The 15,700-nt window shown below is 56.5% G+C and carries 12 protein-coding genes; 4 read left to right on the forward strand and 8 right to left on the reverse strand.

Annotated features, from left to right (window positions below; translation table 11 throughout):
• Positions 1-35 precede the first annotated feature (35 nt).
• The 4 genes from IEW09_RS08660 to IEW09_RS08675 all read right to left on the reverse strand — a co-directional run bounded on the left by IEW09_RS08660 (position 36) and on the right by IEW09_RS08675 (position 5,636).
• On the reverse strand, positions 36-1,520 hold the full coding sequence (locus IEW09_RS08660; protein WP_229739202.1) for a rhamnulokinase: 1,485 nt from the start codon (positions 1,518-1,520) through the stop codon (positions 36-38).
• Positions 1,517-3,724: a bifunctional rhamnulose-1-phosphate aldolase/short-chain dehydrogenase gene (locus tag IEW09_RS08665; protein WP_188553759.1), complete on the reverse strand. Its 2,208-nt coding sequence runs from the start codon at positions 3,722-3,724 to the stop codon at positions 1,517-1,519. The genes IEW09_RS08660 and IEW09_RS08665 overlap by 4 nt, the downstream gene beginning before the upstream one ends.
• A 136-nt stretch (positions 3,725-3,860) precedes the next feature.
• Positions 3,861-4,487 (reverse strand): hypothetical protein, encoded by a 627-nt coding sequence (locus IEW09_RS08670; RefSeq protein WP_188553760.1) that lies wholly within the window; start codon positions 4,485-4,487, stop codon positions 3,861-3,863.
• 60 nt (positions 4,488-4,547) lie between these two features.
• Positions 4,548-5,636 (reverse strand): substrate-binding domain-containing protein, encoded by a 1,089-nt coding sequence (locus IEW09_RS08675; RefSeq protein WP_188553761.1) that lies wholly within the window; start codon positions 5,634-5,636, stop codon positions 4,548-4,550.
• Between the two features lie 168 nt (positions 5,637-5,804).
• On the opposite strand from IEW09_RS08675, the gene IEW09_RS08680 reads away from it, so the two are divergent.
• Both IEW09_RS08680 and IEW09_RS08685 read left to right on the forward strand, forming a co-directional pair.
• Complete coding sequence (locus tag IEW09_RS08680) at positions 5,805-6,134, forward strand: PadR family transcriptional regulator (protein WP_188553762.1); 330 nt, start codon at positions 5,805-5,807, stop codon at positions 6,132-6,134.
• Between the two features lie 10 nt (positions 6,135-6,144).
• A complete protein-coding gene (locus IEW09_RS08685; RefSeq protein WP_188553763.1) occupies positions 6,145-9,015 on the forward strand; it encodes an ABC transporter permease in 2,871 nt (956 codons plus the stop codon).
• A 66-nt stretch (positions 9,016-9,081) separates the two neighbouring features.
• Here the strand turns inward: IEW09_RS08685 and IEW09_RS08690 are convergent, their stop codons facing one another.
• From IEW09_RS08690 to IEW09_RS08705, 4 genes are all read right to left on the reverse strand, one after another.
• The gene (locus IEW09_RS08690; protein ID WP_188554386.1) at positions 9,082-10,287 is read right to left on the reverse strand and encodes a sugar isomerase; all 1,206 of its coding nucleotides are present in this window, start codon (positions 10,285-10,287) and stop codon (positions 9,082-9,084) included.
• Between the two features lie 321 nt (positions 10,288-10,608).
• Complete coding sequence (locus tag IEW09_RS08695) at positions 10,609-11,283, reverse strand: LutC/YkgG family protein (protein WP_188553764.1); 675 nt, start codon at positions 11,281-11,283, stop codon at positions 10,609-10,611.
• A complete protein-coding gene (locus tag IEW09_RS08700; RefSeq protein WP_188553765.1) occupies positions 11,273-12,730 on the reverse strand; it encodes a LutB/LldF family L-lactate oxidation iron-sulfur protein in 1,458 nt (485 codons plus the stop codon). The genes IEW09_RS08695 and IEW09_RS08700 overlap by 11 nt, the downstream gene beginning before the upstream one ends.
• Positions 12,727-13,467, reverse strand: coding sequence for a (Fe-S)-binding protein (locus tag IEW09_RS08705; RefSeq protein ID WP_188554387.1), 741 nt, complete (start codon positions 13,465-13,467; stop codon positions 12,727-12,729). The genes IEW09_RS08700 and IEW09_RS08705 overlap by 4 nt, the downstream gene beginning before the upstream one ends.
• Before the next feature lie 133 nt (positions 13,468-13,600).
• Between IEW09_RS08705 and IEW09_RS08710 the strand changes: the two genes are divergently transcribed.
• Together IEW09_RS08710 and truA are read left to right on the forward strand one after the other, a co-directional pair.
• A complete protein-coding gene (locus tag IEW09_RS08710; RefSeq protein WP_188553766.1) occupies positions 13,601-14,794 on the forward strand; it encodes an L-rhamnose/proton symporter RhaT in 1,194 nt (397 codons plus the stop codon).
• A 115-nt stretch (positions 14,795-14,909) separates the two neighbouring features.
• Positions 14,910-15,689, forward strand: coding sequence for a tRNA pseudouridine(38-40) synthase TruA (gene truA / locus IEW09_RS08715; protein WP_188553767.1), 780 nt, complete (start codon positions 14,910-14,912; stop codon positions 15,687-15,689).
• Positions 15,690-15,700 lie beyond the last annotated feature (11 nt).

Below are 15,700 nucleotides of genomic sequence, written 5' to 3' on the forward strand. Positions count from 1 at the left end.
CAAGGGAAGGCTACCACGCTTGCCTTTCCCTTTGTTTAAGAGCGCTCCAGCGCAGCAACAAATACACCTGCCCAACGCGAGACCTGCTCTGCATATGCACCTGTTACAGAATCACGACTTCCTTCTAGCACGGCCATCTGCACAGCGAAGTTGCCCACCGTAGAGCTTTCAGCCGAACCGCGAAACAGTTCGAGACCGGTGGCCTGCTGCGTAAGACGGTTAAGAAACTCGTTCTGGCTGGCGCCGCCAACAATAAACAGTCGCTTCAGCTTCTTGCCGCTGTGCAGTGCCACACGATCCAGAACCTTGGCATAGCGCGCAGCCAGGCTATGGAAGATCAGGCTGGCAAACTGAGGAGCGCCTTCAGGACTCTCATCCAGCGGCTCAAAGCCCTTGCGTATACGCTGTGCGTTGATGCGCTGAGGCATCCGTCCCGCCAACAGAAGCTCCGGGTCGTCGACATCGAGCACACCATGCGGCTTTGCCACAGCCTCGGCGGCAGCCACCAGTTCAGGCACGCTCCACACCTTGCCATCGGCAGCCCATTTGTCGATGCACTGCTTGATGAGCCACATACCGTTGACGTTCTTGTGGAAGCAGATTCGATCGCCCACGGCACCAAGATTCGTAAAGTTTTCTTCCGCCGCATCCTTGCCATTGCGGGGCTGCTCCACCAAGGTTCCCACCAGCGACCATGTACCCGAACTGATGTAAGCCCAATCGCTTCCAGTTGCCGGAATACCGGCAATCGCAGAGGCGGTGTCATGGCATGCCGGCGCAATCAACACGGTATCGGAGAACGCCGCCAGCTCCGTCAGCGGTCCGGTCAACTTGCCGAGCTCCGTTCCTGGAGGAACAATCTTAGGTGCGCTGGCAAGATCAAGCTGTGCTGCGCTGAAGATCTCGCGACACCACTGTCTGCGATACAACTCCACCATGCCGGTATGCGTAGCGTTCGTATGCTCCGCCACACGTGCACCACCCCAGCGCGAGAGAATATACTCCGGCAGGTTCAGCCACTGGCTGCCCTCGGGGAGATTCTGTAATGTATCCGCGTGGAGTTGATAGAGCGTGTTGATTCGCAATAGCTGAACACCGGTCAGCTCACGCAACTTCTCCGGGCTGATCCTGCGGTGCAAAGACCGCTCCGCCTTCAAGGTACGCTCATCGCGATAGCAGAAAGGATCGGCCAGCGGCCTTCCTTCACCATCGATTCGCACGTAATCGACGGCCCAACCATCGACGGCAATAGAGCGCACGCCTTCGATCGCAATCGCTGCACACTTGCGCAGTCCCTCGTCGAGACCGGCTTCGATCATCGTGAGGTCCCAGTGCAGACCGCCGTCGACCTCGCGCGGAGCATTTGCAAACCGATGCACCAGCGAGATCGATGCCGCGCCATCGAGCCATCGCAACAGTGAGACCCGGCAACTCTCCGCTCCCAGGTCTACTGCAATCAATGCCCTTGTATCTGCGGGACGCAGTGCCATGTCACCTGTCCAGTGGCGGGCACGCTTCATCGCAGATAGGCCTCGGTCAAGCCTCCATCGACGGGGATGAGATGGCCCGTTGTGCAGCGTGCCAACGGTCCGGCGAGGAACATGATCGCCTGCGCGCAGTCCTTCGGGTCGATGGGCTGATGCGTCAGCGTGCGCGTGGCATAGAACTTCGCCAACTCGTTGCGCAGGCCGTCATCGGTGTCCTTCTCGTCGAAGGGCAGCTTATACTTCTTGAGCGATGCGATGACACGGTCGCGTGGGAACATGGTCGATCCCTTAACTACTGTGGCAGGAGAGATTCCATTGACACGCACCTTCGGCGAAAGCGAGACCGCAAGCTCTCGCACCAAATGGCTCAACGCGGCCTTGCTGACGTCATAGGCTTCGCTGCCGCGCTTCGCAACAACCGCGTTGGCCGAACTCGTCAGCACGACGCTGGCATCGATTCCCTGCTCCGTAAACACCTTTGATGCCTCATCGGTCAGCAGATAGTTTGCCGTAACATTGACCTCCAGCGTCAACGCCCACTGCGCGTCTGTGATAATTCCATCGGGCGACGATGGGAAAAGCGCGGCCGTGTTGATGAGAATGTCGATGCCGCCAAATTGCTTAACCGTTGCATCCAACGCGGCCTTGATGGCTTTGCGGTCGCGGATGTCGATACTCACCCAGCTTACGGCTTCTTTGCCCGCAATCGCCTTCGTCTCCTCGGCGACAGCCTCTGCACCCTTCACATCGCGGTCTGCAATCACAACATGCGCGCCACGCTCGGCCGCCAGCAACGCAACTTCGCGACCAATACCGCTGCCGCCACCGACGATAAGAGCTACGCGACGGCTCAATTCCTTCTCCGCAGGCTGGCGGCGAATCTTCGCCTCTTCGAGCTTCCAATATTCAATGCGGAAGGCCTCGCTCGGCGGCAGAGCAACGTAGTTCGAGTACACCGTAAACTGATCAACCGAAGCAGCCGGTCCAGCCTGCGGAATCTCCTTGCACTCCACGCCTGCCCCCAGCGCTCCGGCACCCTGCATCACGCCAATTGCGTTGATATAAAATTCGCCGGTGATACGCGACTCGGTCTTGTTCTTGCCGAAGCTGAACATACCTACACCCGGTACCAACACAACTGTCGGGCTGGCATCGCGCAGTGCGGGAGAATCCGGCAGCGCATGCTTCTTGTAATACTCCGCATACTCCGCGCGATAGGTTTCTAACGCTGTCTCCACTAGTTCCTTCAACTCCGCTGGATCGCCGGCCGGATTCCACTTAATGAACATTGGGCGAATCTTGGTGCGGATAAAGTGATCGGGACAGCTTGTGCCAAGGTGCGCCAGCTTCTCTGCCTGCGCCGAGTTCACGAATTCCAGTACCTGCGGCAGATCCGAGTAGCTTCCAATCCAACGCTGCTTACGCGAGACCACACCGCGTAGGTGCGGCATAATCTGCAAGGCAATCTCCGCGCGGTCTTCGCGAGTCTTCGTCTGGCCGCCGCCGAAGTGCTTGTGTCCCGCCGTTGCACCATGTCGCTCAATAAATTGTCCAAGCTGGTCGATGATCGTGATCGTGTTCAGGTAGCTTTCGCGCTGCGTGTTACCCCACGTAAACAAACCGTGACCGCCTAGCACTACTCCATCGCAGCCAGGCGTGTCCTCGACGATCTTGCGCAGCATCATCCCAAGCTCAAAACCAGGGCGCTGCCATGGGAGCCACGCCAGCTTGTGGCCAAACTCCTTGTTAAACTCCTCCATCTTGATCTTCCCATTCGCCGAGGCTGCCAATGCGATTCCCCAGTCCGGGTGCAGATGGTCTACATGTGGAAACGGCAAAAATCCATGCAGCGGCGTGTCGATAGAGGCAGCAACTGGATTGTTGCCGAACGTGCACAGCGGATACATGTCCACCATCTCATCTTCCAGTTCGACGCCGCGATATGCCTTCTCAAGCGCTAACAGCTTGTCGAGATAAAGAGTCGCAAACCCGGTCCGCTTAATGCTGCCCAAATCGCCACCACTGCCCTTCACCCAAAGAACCTGCTTCGTCTTGCCATCCAGGGAATCAACCTGCTCCAACTTCGAGCTGGTGTTGCCCCCGCCAAAGTTTGTAATCCGCAGGTCCGATCCCAGCAGGTTCGACCGGTAGCGTAGCAGCTCCGGTCCATCCAGCTTCGCTGCTACTGCATCATCCCAACGATCTTCAAGAAACCGCAGACCACTCTTTGCCACCATCGTATTGACCTCTTCGTTAGATCTGAATCCCAACTATCATTTCACACGAAACACCAATACAGCAACTATTTCCAATCGGAAAATACCACACAAAATCCCCACAGTACCTAACCGCACGGCAGCACTCGATCCCAAGCTAGATTGCGGCTACTCTGCGCCGCCGCAGTACCATAAGACCCACCACTCCCGTACTCAAAAACACAATTGACATCGGCTCGGAAACTGGAGATGCGTCAGATAGCTTGGCCTGGAATGTCTCACCGTCTTCGAAGCCGGTAATGTGAAGCAAGCCGACGCTGGTGTAGAAATCTTCAGGATAGACCTGTGGAAATGTAAAGTTCGAGAAATTGCTCACGGCATCGTAAGGTCCTGTCTCGACACCGAAGAACGCACCACCCAGCGGGTCTATATTCGACAGATAGGCTGTTCCCGACGGATCTACAACAAACTCGGCCGGGCCGATCAGAGTCGCCAGATTCACCCCGTTATAACTGACCACGCCAATTCCCGACCGATTCACGATGAAATCCGATCCTGGAATGTCCGTATAAAAATCTCCTGAAGTCGTTACGTTGTCCGTGTCCGCGTAGATCGTCACAGTGAGAACCGGGCCGGGGTCAAACTCATGGTAGGTGCCCGCATAACTGATCCCATTCAGGGTAAAGAAATCGTTACTTGTGAAAATGTATTGAATAGGCGTTGCATTCGCGAAAGAACCGCAAATCAGCCCAAATATCATTCCGGCGATCAATTTTATATTCATGATAGAAAAACCTCCTTCAAGGTCTGTCGCCCTCGCAAATCAACTAGCCTTCCCACCTGCCTATTCCAGCATCTTCTGCGTCACCATCTTGTGCGCGACGTAATTGTACGGCGGCACAGTCTGTCCTCGCAGCAGTTGTAAGCCCAAATGCACCAGGCTTGGCCCATAGGAGCTTGCCTCATGCGACACGGAGCCGATCAGGGGCGACTTGTCGCGGCGCATCTCCGCAATCGCCTCGGCGATGCAGTCCTGCCCCACCACAACGACATGCTTGTCCCGCTTCAACTCCCTCACCGCATCGACCGCGCCCAGCGCGCTCGAATCCGTGGCTGCTGCAACCAGAATGTGCTTGTCCTTGGGATGCCGCTGCAGGAAGTCCATAATTAATTTCTTGCTGCGCTCGCGCATTCCTCGGGCATCCATGCGGACAAACAGTTCTACCGGAAGATCGGAGATGCCATTACGCACCCCTTCGAACGCGCCTGTGATCCGGCTCTGCACTAGCGGCCCGGCCTCAGCCAGATCCAACCCCAGCACCCACTCCACCTTGCCATCCCAGTTCGCCACCGCATGGGCTGCAAGCGTTTCACCAGCCTCGATACCGACGCGATAGTTATCCACGCCAAAATACGTCGCATGGGGATGCGGGATATCGATCGCAATTAACGGGATGTTCGCCCCGGCGATCTTGTCACCAATCATCGGCGCGACCTCCTGCTCTACCTGGAACTCGATCACTAGGTCGACCTTGCTACGCACAAATTCCTCTGCATTCTTAAGGGCGGTCCCGGCATCGTAACGGTTGTCGAGAATCATCAGGTCCACGCCAACCGAGGCTGCCGCATCCTTCAGGCTCTCAGTCACCTCGTTCGAAAAGGGCATGTCGGCACTCTGTCCGGCAAATCCAAACCGCATCTTTTTGGGTCGCGTCACCTGCCGGTACAACCCGTCGGGAGACTGCGACAGATACCCGCGATGCACAAACGTCTTCAGAATCCGGTAGACCGTTGTTTTGGAGATCCGCGTCTTGCGATGAATCGCCTCCAGCGTCATCGGCTGGTTCTCTTCCTGTAAAAGCTCAAGGATATCCAGCGCCTTGGATAGCACAGGAATCAAATAAAGTCTCTTCGTCGTTTTACGCACCGGCATAATCTCCCTCTGAGGAGCGACCACTCAGACGCTCCATTATGCGACAAATAGATGCAGTTTCGTTAATGAAATCAATAGCCTGCAAGAAATCCTTTATCACAAAAAATTCTCCTCTTGACAATCTAGTGGAGCAACAATATACCTCTAGACAATCAAGAGGAGTGATTCATGGCTGGCAAACCCAGTGATCTTATTCAGGGAACCCTCGAAATGCTGATCCTTAAAACCCTTGCACTGGAGCCGATGCACGGCTATGGAGTTGCTCTTCGCATCGAGCAGATGAGCAATGGAGTCTTTCGCGTTAACCCCGGCTCGCTCTTTCCCGCCCTCAGCCGACTCGAACGCGCCGCGCGCATCAAGGCAGAATGGCGCGCCACCGAGAACAACCGCCGCGCCAAGTATTACCTGCTTACCGAGCAGGGCCGCAAAGCGCTCAAGGAAGAGACCCAGCAATGGAGTCGCCAACTAGCCGCCATCACCAGCATCCTCGAAGCCTGACGGAGCCACTATGCCAATCTTGCGAAGTTTTATCAGCGGAATCCAGGCGTTCTTTCACAAGGAACAGCGAAGCCAAGACATGGATGAAGAGCTTCAGGCATTTCAGGAAGCCTCTATGCAGGAAAAAATTCGTCAGGGCATGAGCGATCAGCAGGCACGGCGCGCAGCCCGCGTTGAGATGGGCAGCACAGAGACCGTGAAGCACAAGATCAGAGCCTCAGGTTGGGAGTCTACCGCCGAAAGTATCTGGCAGGATATCCGCTTCAGCCTGCGCATGATGGCCAAAAGCCCCGGCTTCACTGCCGTTGCCGTCCTCTCGCTTGCGCTTGGCATCGGGGCTAACACTGCCATCTTTACGCTTATCAATCAGGTCCTCCTCCGAAATCTCCCGGTGCGCAATCCGCAGCAACTCGTCACCTTCGGTAATTCCGAGGGTGGAGGCGTCCTCGGCGGCGTCGATCTTGGCAGCTATGGCATGTTTCCCTGGTACTTTGCTCGCCAGCTCCAGGCCAATCCTGGTCCCTTCCAGGGTGTCGCCTCTTATTTGAGCTTTTCTCCAAAGGTAAGCGTGCGACTCTCCGATACGGGCAAAAATGCCTCCAACAACAACGCCATCCTAGTTCCAGCCAATCTCGTCTCCGGCAACTATTTCAGCGTTATTGGAGCACAACCACTTCTCGGCCGCGCTATCACTCCCGCAGATGATGCAACTCCCGGCAACGGCGCCGTCGTCGTCCTTAGCTATCATTTCTGGCAGCAGACACTCTCGGCCGATCCCGCTGTTCTCGGCAAAACAATCACCATCAACAGTACCCCCTTCACAATCATCGGAGTCATGCCTGAAGCCTTTCACGGTATCAAGGTTGATCTTGAGCCAATCGAACTCTGGTCACCGATTACGATGCAACCAGTAATCCAGCAGGGGCCTTCTCTACTTACACCGCAAAACGGGGCCTACTTTCTGCATCTTTTCGGCCGCCTCAGCCCTGAGGCCACAACCAATAAAGCCGCGCTCGCACAGAGCCAGGCATGGCTCGACCAGCAGATCCGAACCGGTGTCCGCGCGAATGAAGGCACACCTATCCCTCCTGCGCGCCAACAAGAGATCAATCGCATCACGGTTCCCCTCCTCTCCGCTGCGAATGGGGTTTCCTCCATCCGCAGTCAATATGGAGACTCGCTGCGAATCCTCATGGCTGTGGTCGCGTTGGTCCTTCTCATCGCCTGTGCGAACCTCGCCAACTTTCTCCTTGCCCGCGCCGCCACACGTCAGCGCGAAATAGCCACGCGCCTCGCACTTGGCTCCAGCCGTGCGCGCATTGTCCGCCAATGCCTCATCGAAACCATGCTTCTCGCCCTCTCAGGCGGCCTTCTCGGACTGGGCATCGCCTTCGCTACCACTCATGCCTTGATTGTCTTTTTCAGCCAGGGCAATCCCTATATTGCGATGAGCTCCACACCAGATCTTGCCGTCCTACTCTTCACCCTCACCGTCTCTCTTGTGACTGGACTTCTCTTCGGGCTCGCACCGGCACTCACTGCCGTACGCACCGGCTCTGCGACCACACTTAGCTCCAACGCGCGCACTGCGCAAAGCAGCGGAGGCAAAGCGTCGCGCTTCTGGCCCAAGACTCTCGTTACCGCCCAGGTTACGTTGTCACTTCTCCTGCTTGTCGGCGCTGGCCTCTTCCTTCGCACGCTTCGTAATCTGCAAAATCAGGACTACGGCTTCGAGCGCACCCATCTTCTTCTGGCAAACATCAACGCCCAGCTTGCAGGGTACAAACCAAGTCAAACTCCAGCTCTCTATCAAACACTCCTTGAGCATCTCTCCGCTCTTCCCGGCGTTCGCTCCGCGGCTCTCTCTGCCACACCTCCCATCAGCTATAGCGCATGGAACTCAACGCTCGAACTCTCCGGCTACACCCCGGCGCCCAAAGAAGACATGAGTTCCATTCTTAACCGCGTCTCCGGCCAGTATTTCGAAACTGCGAACATTCCTATCGTCGCCGGACGCCCAATCACCCCAGCTGACTCTGCCAACAGCCTCAAAGTCGTCGTCATCAATCAAGCCATCGCCAACCATTTCTTTCCCAAAGGGGACGCTATTGGCCGGTCTCTTACCATCGACCTCGACGACGTTAGAGGCCCGTGGCGCATTGTAGGCATCGCCCGCGACACCAAAGCTCGCGGTCTCCGAGATGCAGAGCCTACCAGGATGACCTACATCCCCTTAGCTCAGATCGACGTCTTTGTCCCCGCTGCTACCGCTTCCTCTACGAGTTCAGTCAAATCAGCCGGCAACGCCACGCCGCCCCCTCTGGAAGAGAATCAAGATTGTTTTGCCGATACTATCCTGATCCGTACCACCGGCGATCCTGCTAAAACTATCGCAAGTCTCCGCGCTGCCGTAGCGACAATAGACTCTAACCTCACCCTGACGAACATCATCACGATCCACGATCAGGTCTCCACCTTCATGACTCACGACGAGCTCATCTCTTCGCTCACCGCAATCTTCTCGCTGCTCGCCCTGATCCTTGCCAGCATCGGCCTCTATGGCGTGATGAGTTATAATGTCGTTCGCCGCACCAACGAGATCGGCATCCGCATCGCGCTTGGCTCGCAACTTGGTGGCGTGCTCTGGATGATCATCAAAGAATCGCTTCTCCTGCTCGCTATAGGAATCGCCATCGGCGTCCCAGCCACACTAGCCACTGGGCGCACCATCCAATCGCAGCTCTTCGGCTTGAACGCCACCGACCCGCAGACCATCGTCATGGCTATTCTGACAATCTCCGCGGTAACGCTCATCGCAGCCTGGCTCCCCGCCCAACGCGCAACCAAGGTCAACCCTGTCGTCGCCCTGCGTTACGAATAGGCAAAGAAAATGCGCCGTCCCCGGAACAGTAGGGACGGCGCATTCTTTGGATACGATCAGTGCACGTTACGCGTAGCTGGAGACACTGCGGGCATTCTTGCTGCCACGTTCGCGCGTCACCTTCTCCACGTAGCCGCTCTCTGCCAGCGCCTTCAGAGGATCGGCAGGCAGTCCGCGCGCAATCCGCCACTCGCGAACCACGGGACGTACATCCTGCCAGAACGCGGTGCGAAAACACTCTTCCGCTTCAACCAGGCGACATGCATCCTGCAGCTCAGCCAACTTATTCTGGTCGATCAGCGAAGCCTTTGCATAAAGCTCCTGTGCCGTCAGCACCGACTGCACCATTGCCTCGATCTTGCCCTTCAGGTTATGGCTCTGGTCGATCATGAAGGCGATATCTTTCCGCTCTTCGGATGTCGCGCTCACAATCTCATGGAAGATGCGGAATAGCTGGTACGGATCGATCGAACCTAACGTCAGGTCGTCATCGGCATACTTGCGGTCATTGAAGTGGAAACCGCCGAGCTGACCTAGTTGCAACAGCCAAGCCACAATCTGCTCGATGTTCGTTCCCTGGTAGTGGTGGCCTGTATCGACCAGTACCTTAGCCTGCGGCCCGGCATTGCGCGCCAGTTCCAACGCCATACCCCAATCTGCAATGTCCGTGTGATAAAAGGCAGGCTCGAAGGGCTTATACTCGACCAGCATCCGCTGGTCAGGGCCAAGCGCCGCGTGAGTTTTACCCAACACCTCCTGCATCCACTCGATACGCCGCCGCACGCTCTGCGTTCCCGGATAGTTGGAGCCGTCAGCGATCCACAGAGAAACGTCCTTCGATCCCAGAGCCTTGCCGATCTCCACCGAATCCAGCAGGTGTTGCAATGCAATTCCGCGAATCTCCGCGCTCGGATTTGCGATCGATCCGAACTTATATTCTGCATCTTGGAAGAGATTTGGATTGATGCCACCCGACTTCACTCCATACTTCTTCTCCAGTGCTTGGATGACAGGGACATCGGCCTTTCCGCCCGGCAGGTCCCACAACACATGAAGGGCAACCGTTGGGCTCGCTCCCGTCAGTGCGTTCACCTGTGAAGCGTCGGCAAACTTTTCTTCCGTGGTCGTGGCGGCACCACCCTGTATAAACTTTCCGAACCGCGTGCCGGTATTGGCAAACCCCCACGAAGGCACCTCAATTCGAAAGCTATCCAGAGCGCTCCATATCTTCTCTGCATCACGTCCTGCCGCACCTGCACCGTTTGTTGTCATCACAAAAATCCCCTCAATCCAGCAGCTACTAAAAATAGAAATATACTCTCTATTGAAACATACAAAGATTGCATCATCCCTGCGTCGTTTGTCAAAAAGATTTTCAAACCTTTGAAACTTGGTAAAAGGTGCCTCTTTGCAAAGAAATATAGGTCGTCATCGACCATAGCGGAACTGGTACGACATCGTAATCGCAGGCGAACCGCAATACCGTCCTTGCTCCCTGAGCACAGCTAAAGAGGAATCCTCCTATAGTGTGTTCGACCTTGCGGTTACCTCCCTTTCGGGGCTACTGTCTATACCAACTTGTGGACGGACCTTTCACATGATCAGAATCACATCCAGATGTCGTGGTCCATGCACTCCCTTGATGCGTGTCATCTCAATGTCCGCAGTAGCTGAAGGCCCCGAGAAAAAAGTCGTCGTCAACTCTGAGGTTCCGCTCAGCTTCTCCATCGCCTGCGGCACCGTCTCGACGACATCGGTGGCTTTGACTACGCATAGGTGATAATCCGGCACCAATGTCACCGCACGTCGTCCTTGCCCGGCAATATTTTGCAGAATCACTGTTCCGGTCACGGCGATCGCTACGGTCGAGCCGGTTATCACTCCGTCAAATGCATCGAGCGAAGTCGCGCTCATTCCGTCGTCCGTCACAAACTCAAAGCCCTCCGGTAGCCACTCTGCCGTAAGCCCATCCGGAACTACGATCCGGCGCTTCCCTCGCGTCGTAAGTATCTTCGAAACAGCATCAGCCACATCGTCAGCCCCTACACGGACCACATGCGCGTCATAATCTCGCAATCTGTCTTCGAGCAACTCCAGCAGAGCCTCCGTCTCTAATGCAGAAGTTCGCCGATATTCTCGAGTCACATGGCCCCATCCGGACTGCGCCGCAGCCTCAGTCGAAGTGCCACCCTTAGCCACGCGAATCCTCCGCAAGATCTCAGTACGCGCCGCACTGGATGCATTAGCAACCGTCATCTCAGTTCCCATTTGTCCTCCGCTTCTCCCACCAGTCGCGGAAGGTCTCTTTCGGCATCTCCTGCAAGTCACGCACTTGGGTCCAGCCACCAAGCATTCCCGGCAGCCAGCCAATCCAACCCACGCCGCGCCCATCCTTGCGCACCAGCGGAGTCTCCGCCATGCGCCCCAAGCGCTGAGCCGCCCGAAACCGTCTCTCACTCTTGAAGATCATCGCCATGGCCTTCATGGCTCCAGCTTCAACATCGAACAGTCCCACAATCCCCGCCGTATTCTGCTTCACCACCTTGTTGCGCAGATGGATCAGCACCTCGGGAATATTGATCTTCACTGGACACACTTCATAGCATGCCCCGCACAGCGAAGACGCATACGGAAGACTCTGCGCATGATGCATCTCCTGCAGCTGCGGCGTCAGAATCGCGCCAATCGGCCCGGCATACACGCTTCCATAAGCCTGGCCCCCTGTTTGCCGATAGACCGGGCAAACATTCTGGCAAGCTCCGCAGCGAATGCAGTTCAGCGTCTGCCGCCCTTCCTTGTCTGCCAGAATCTCCGTCCGCGCATTGTCCATCAGCACCACATGAAACGCGCGCGGTCCGTCGCCTTCCTTAACCCCGGTCCAGATCGAGTTATAGGGATTCATTCGTTCGCCGGTAGCCGACCGCGGCAGCAACTGCAACACCACCTCAAGGTCTTGAAATCGCGGCAGCACCTTATCGATTCCCGCAATCGTAATCAGCGTCTCGGGCAGCGTCAGGCACATGCGCCCGTTGCCCTCGCTCTCGACGATGCAAACCCCACCCGTCTCCGCGATCAGGAAGTTCGCGCCGCTTACTCCCGTCTTCACCCGTAGAAACTTCTCTCGCAAAAACATACGAGCAGCATCGGCAAGGTCCTGCGGCGACTCACCCAGCTCAGGCAAATTCATCTTCCGCTGAAAGATCTCTCGAATCTGCTGCCGATTCTTATGCAGCGCTGGGACCACAATATGAGAAGGCTGGTCCTGTCCAAGCTGAATGATCAACTCGGCCAGATCGGTCTCATAAGCATGAATTCCCGCTGCCTCTAACGCGTCGTTCAGATGAATCTCTTCCGTGGTCATCGACTTGATCTTGATGACCTCATCCGATCCGCTTGCCTTCACCAGTCCAGTAACAATCCTCTTCGCCTCTTCGGCATCGCGAGCCCAATGGACCACACCACCAACTCGCGTGCAGTTCTCCTCAAACTGCTCCAAATAGAAGTCCAGATGCTCCATGGTGTGCTGGCGAATCTGCTTGCCTGCCTCGCGCAGCTGTTGCCAGTCCGGCATCTCGCCAACCACGCGTCCGCGCTTAGTCTGAATCACATTCGTTGCATGACGAACGTTCTTCCGCATCTGAGTATCACCAAGTGCAGCCTTCGCTGCCATCGGAAACACAGGCGACGTCTTCGGATCTAAAGCCACTCCACTCATCGCGCAGCTCCCTCATCCCCAGCCAGGATCTCCGCCAAATGCACAGTCTTCACCCCAGTCCGCTGTCGATGCAATGCGCCCTGAATATGCATCAGACAGCTATTATCACAAGCCGTACAAGCCTCAGCCTTTGTGTTCAGAATTGCCGTCGTCTTCTCCGAAAGCATCGCACTCGAAACATCGGCATTCTTCACCGCAAATGTTCCACCAAAGCCACAGCACTGCTCCAAGCCCTCCAGCGGAACCAGATCGATCCCCCGCACCGCCTTCAGCAACCGTAGAGGCCCATCGCCCAATTCAAGATTCCGTAGTCCATGACAACTAGCGTGATACGTCACCCGATGCGGGTAGTAGGCTCCCACATCCTCCAGCCCCAGTCCCCGCGTCAGAAACTCCGAGAACTCATATACCCGAGGCAGCAGCGCATCCACATCTGCAATCAGCTTCGCGTCGCCGATCTCCGCAGCCATCTTTGGATAGTGGTCCTTCATCATCGCCACACAGCTTGAAGACGGCACCACCACCGCCTCAGCCTCGCGAAACTGGTCGACAAATCGTTGCACCAGCGGCATAGCTTCTGACTGATAGCCAGTGTTATAGTGCATCTGCCCGCAGCAGGTCTGCCCAGCAGGAAACTCAACTGTATGTCCCAGCCGTTCCAGCACCTTCACCACAGACTTACCCGTCTCAGGAAATAGCGTGTCGTTGTAGCACGTAATGAATAGTGAAACTCGCAGAGCCAAACCTCCAGCCGTACAGGCCAGCGCATTAAATTCAATAGAGAGTATATTTCCCCAACGCAAATCCCGTCAGGTAGGATAGTACCCGGCACAGCACAATCACTATCATTGCACCATCAACGAGGCCTGCGTGGGAACCAATCCGTTTATCGGCGTCATTTATCACTGGATCGGCGGCTTCGCCTCCGCCACTAACTTCATCCCCTTCCGCGCTATCAAGCGCTGGTCGTGGGAGATCTACTGGCTCATCCAGGGCTTCGCCGCCTGGATCATCGCTCCCGTAGTGCTCGCCTACATCTTCGTGCCTAACCTCTTCGGCATCCTGCACACGGCCTACGCCACCCATCCCTCTGACTGCCTCTACGCCTTCCTCTTCGGCGCGCTCTGGGGAATCGGCGGCCTGACCTTCGGCCTCGCTATCCGCTATCTCGGCATCGCCCTCGGTTACGCCATCGCGCTCGGTCTCTGCACCGCCTTCGGTACGCTGATCCCGCCCATTTACACCGGCCAGATCACCACCATCATGCACGAGACCTCCGGCCAGATCATCCTCCTCGGAGTCGCCATCTGCATCATCGCTGTCGCCGTCAACGGAGCTGCAGGCTGGTCAAAAGAGCAGGAAACCACCCCCGAAGAGAAGGCCGAAGCCGGTGAATCCGATTTTTCCTTCGCCAAGGGCATCGCCGTCGCCATCTTTGCCGGAATCATGAGCAGCTTCTTCGCTTTTGGCCTCGCCGCTGGCAAGCCCATCGGCGACATCGCTAAAACTCAGCTTCTCGCCAACCACCGTCTCGACCTCTGGCAGAACCTTCCCATCCTTATCGTCGTTCTCTGGGGAGGATTCCTCACCAACTTCATCTGGTCTGCCATCCTCATCATTAAAAACAGTTCCATCAAACAGTTCGTCGGCGCTCCCGGCAACAATCCCATGCGCGCCTCGCACGCCTCCGGCGACACGCTGGTCAACTTCGACCCCCTGGACGCCTCCACCTACGACCGCCTCGCCCCCAAAACTCTCGTCGCCAACTACATCTTCGCTGCCATGGCCGGAGTCATCTGGTACTTCCAGTTCTTCTTCTACTCCATGGGCCAGACCAAGATGGGCAAGTACGACTTCTCCAGTTGGACCCTGCACATGGCCTCGATCATCATCTTCGCCACCCTGTGGGGCCTCGCACTCAAAGAATGGCGCGGCACCAGCACCCGAACCAAGTGGCTGGTCGCCACTGGCCTCTTCCTTCTCGTAGGCTCGACAGTAGTTGTAGGCTACGGCAACTACCTCAAAGCTACACAGGACGCCGTAACGGCCGTACTACTTCATTAAGAACCCTCCATTTAGTACACAACGCGTCCCCCTTTGCGATGAACTGCAAAGGGGGGACGCGTTTGCTGAAGCTATCATCAGAAACCCATCCGTGATACCGTCGCAAAAAGCAGCCATGTCCAACTGGAAAGCCATCCTGAGCTACGACGGCACCCCCTACCACGGCTGGCAGATCCAGCCCAATCTGCCTACGATCCAGGGAACCCTCGCACAGGTAATTCACCACATCACTGGAGAATCTACCCTGCCTCAGGGGTCAGGCCGCACCGATGCCGGAGTTCATGCCCTCGCGCAGGTCGCCTCCTTCTCGCTCGAATCTCCTATCCCTCCTGCCAATCTTCACCGCGCTCTTAATCGAGCACTGCCGCCCAGCATTCGCATCCTCTCCGTCGAGCACGCACCAACCGGCTTTCACGCTCGACACAGCGCCGTCGGCAAAACCTACGAGTACCACATCCATCCAACCGGTACCATCTGCTCGCCGATGCTCGCGCCATACGTCTGGCCTTGTCCTTTCCCTCTCGATCTGCAAAAACTTCAACAAGCCGCAACTCACATTCTGGGAAGTCACGATTTCACCTCATTTGCTGCCACTGATCCAGACCTGACGACCCGCACCGCTGAGCCAATAGGCGAGCAGCCCCAACATGCGACCGCTATTCGCACTATCCGCCACTCCTACTGGCGCGAACAAGAAGGCATCCTCATCTATCGCGTCACCGGAACTGGATTTCTGCACCATATGGTCCGCAACCTTGTGGGCACTTTTGTTGAAGCCGGTATGGGACGCATCTCGCCTCATGCAATTCCGGAGATTCTCGCCAGGTGTAACCGCTCGGCCGCCGGCCCCACCGCACCTTCCAGCGGTCTCTTCCTTGTAGAAGTGGAATACTAGGTAAGTTTTAA

Source organism: Edaphobacter dinghuensis (genome assembly GCF_014640335.1).
In the GTDB taxonomy this organism is placed as follows: Bacteria; Acidobacteriota; Terriglobia; order Terriglobales; family Acidobacteriaceae; genus Edaphobacter; species Edaphobacter dinghuensis.

Excerpts from the sequence above, each read along its gene's own strand:
- IEW09_RS08685 (WP_188553763.1), top strand. The coding sequence starts at position 6,145 with ATGCCAATCTTGCGAAGTTTTATCAGCGGAATCCAGGCGTTCTTTCAC.
- truA (WP_188553767.1), top strand. The coding sequence starts at position 14,910 with ATGTCCAACTGGAAAGCCATCCTGAGCTACGACGGCACCCCCTACCAC.
- IEW09_RS08695 (WP_188553764.1), bottom strand. The coding sequence starts at position 11,283 with ATGGGAACTGAGATGACGGTTGCTAATGCATCCAGTGCGGCGCGTACT.
- IEW09_RS08690 (WP_188554386.1), bottom strand. The coding sequence starts at position 10,287 with ATGACAACAAACGGTGCAGGTGCGGCAGGACGTGATGCAGAGAAGATA.
- IEW09_RS08670 (WP_188553760.1), bottom strand. The coding sequence starts at position 4,487 with ATGAATATAAAATTGATCGCCGGAATGATATTTGGGCTGATTTGCGGT.
- IEW09_RS08700 (WP_188553765.1), bottom strand. The coding sequence starts at position 12,730 with ATGAGTGGAGTGGCTTTAGATCCGAAGACGTCGCCTGTGTTTCCGATG.
- IEW09_RS08660 (WP_229739202.1), bottom strand. The coding sequence starts at position 1,520 with ATGAAGCGTGCCCGCCACTGGACAGGTGACATGGCACTGCGTCCCGCA.
- IEW09_RS08680 (WP_188553762.1), top strand. The coding sequence starts at position 5,805 with ATGGCTGGCAAACCCAGTGATCTTATTCAGGGAACCCTCGAAATGCTG.
- IEW09_RS08665 (WP_188553759.1), bottom strand. The coding sequence starts at position 3,724 with ATGGTGGCAAAGAGTGGTCTGCGGTTTCTTGAAGATCGTTGGGATGAT.
- IEW09_RS08675 (WP_188553761.1), bottom strand. The coding sequence starts at position 5,636 with ATGCCGGTGCGTAAAACGACGAAGAGACTTTATTTGATTCCTGTGCTA.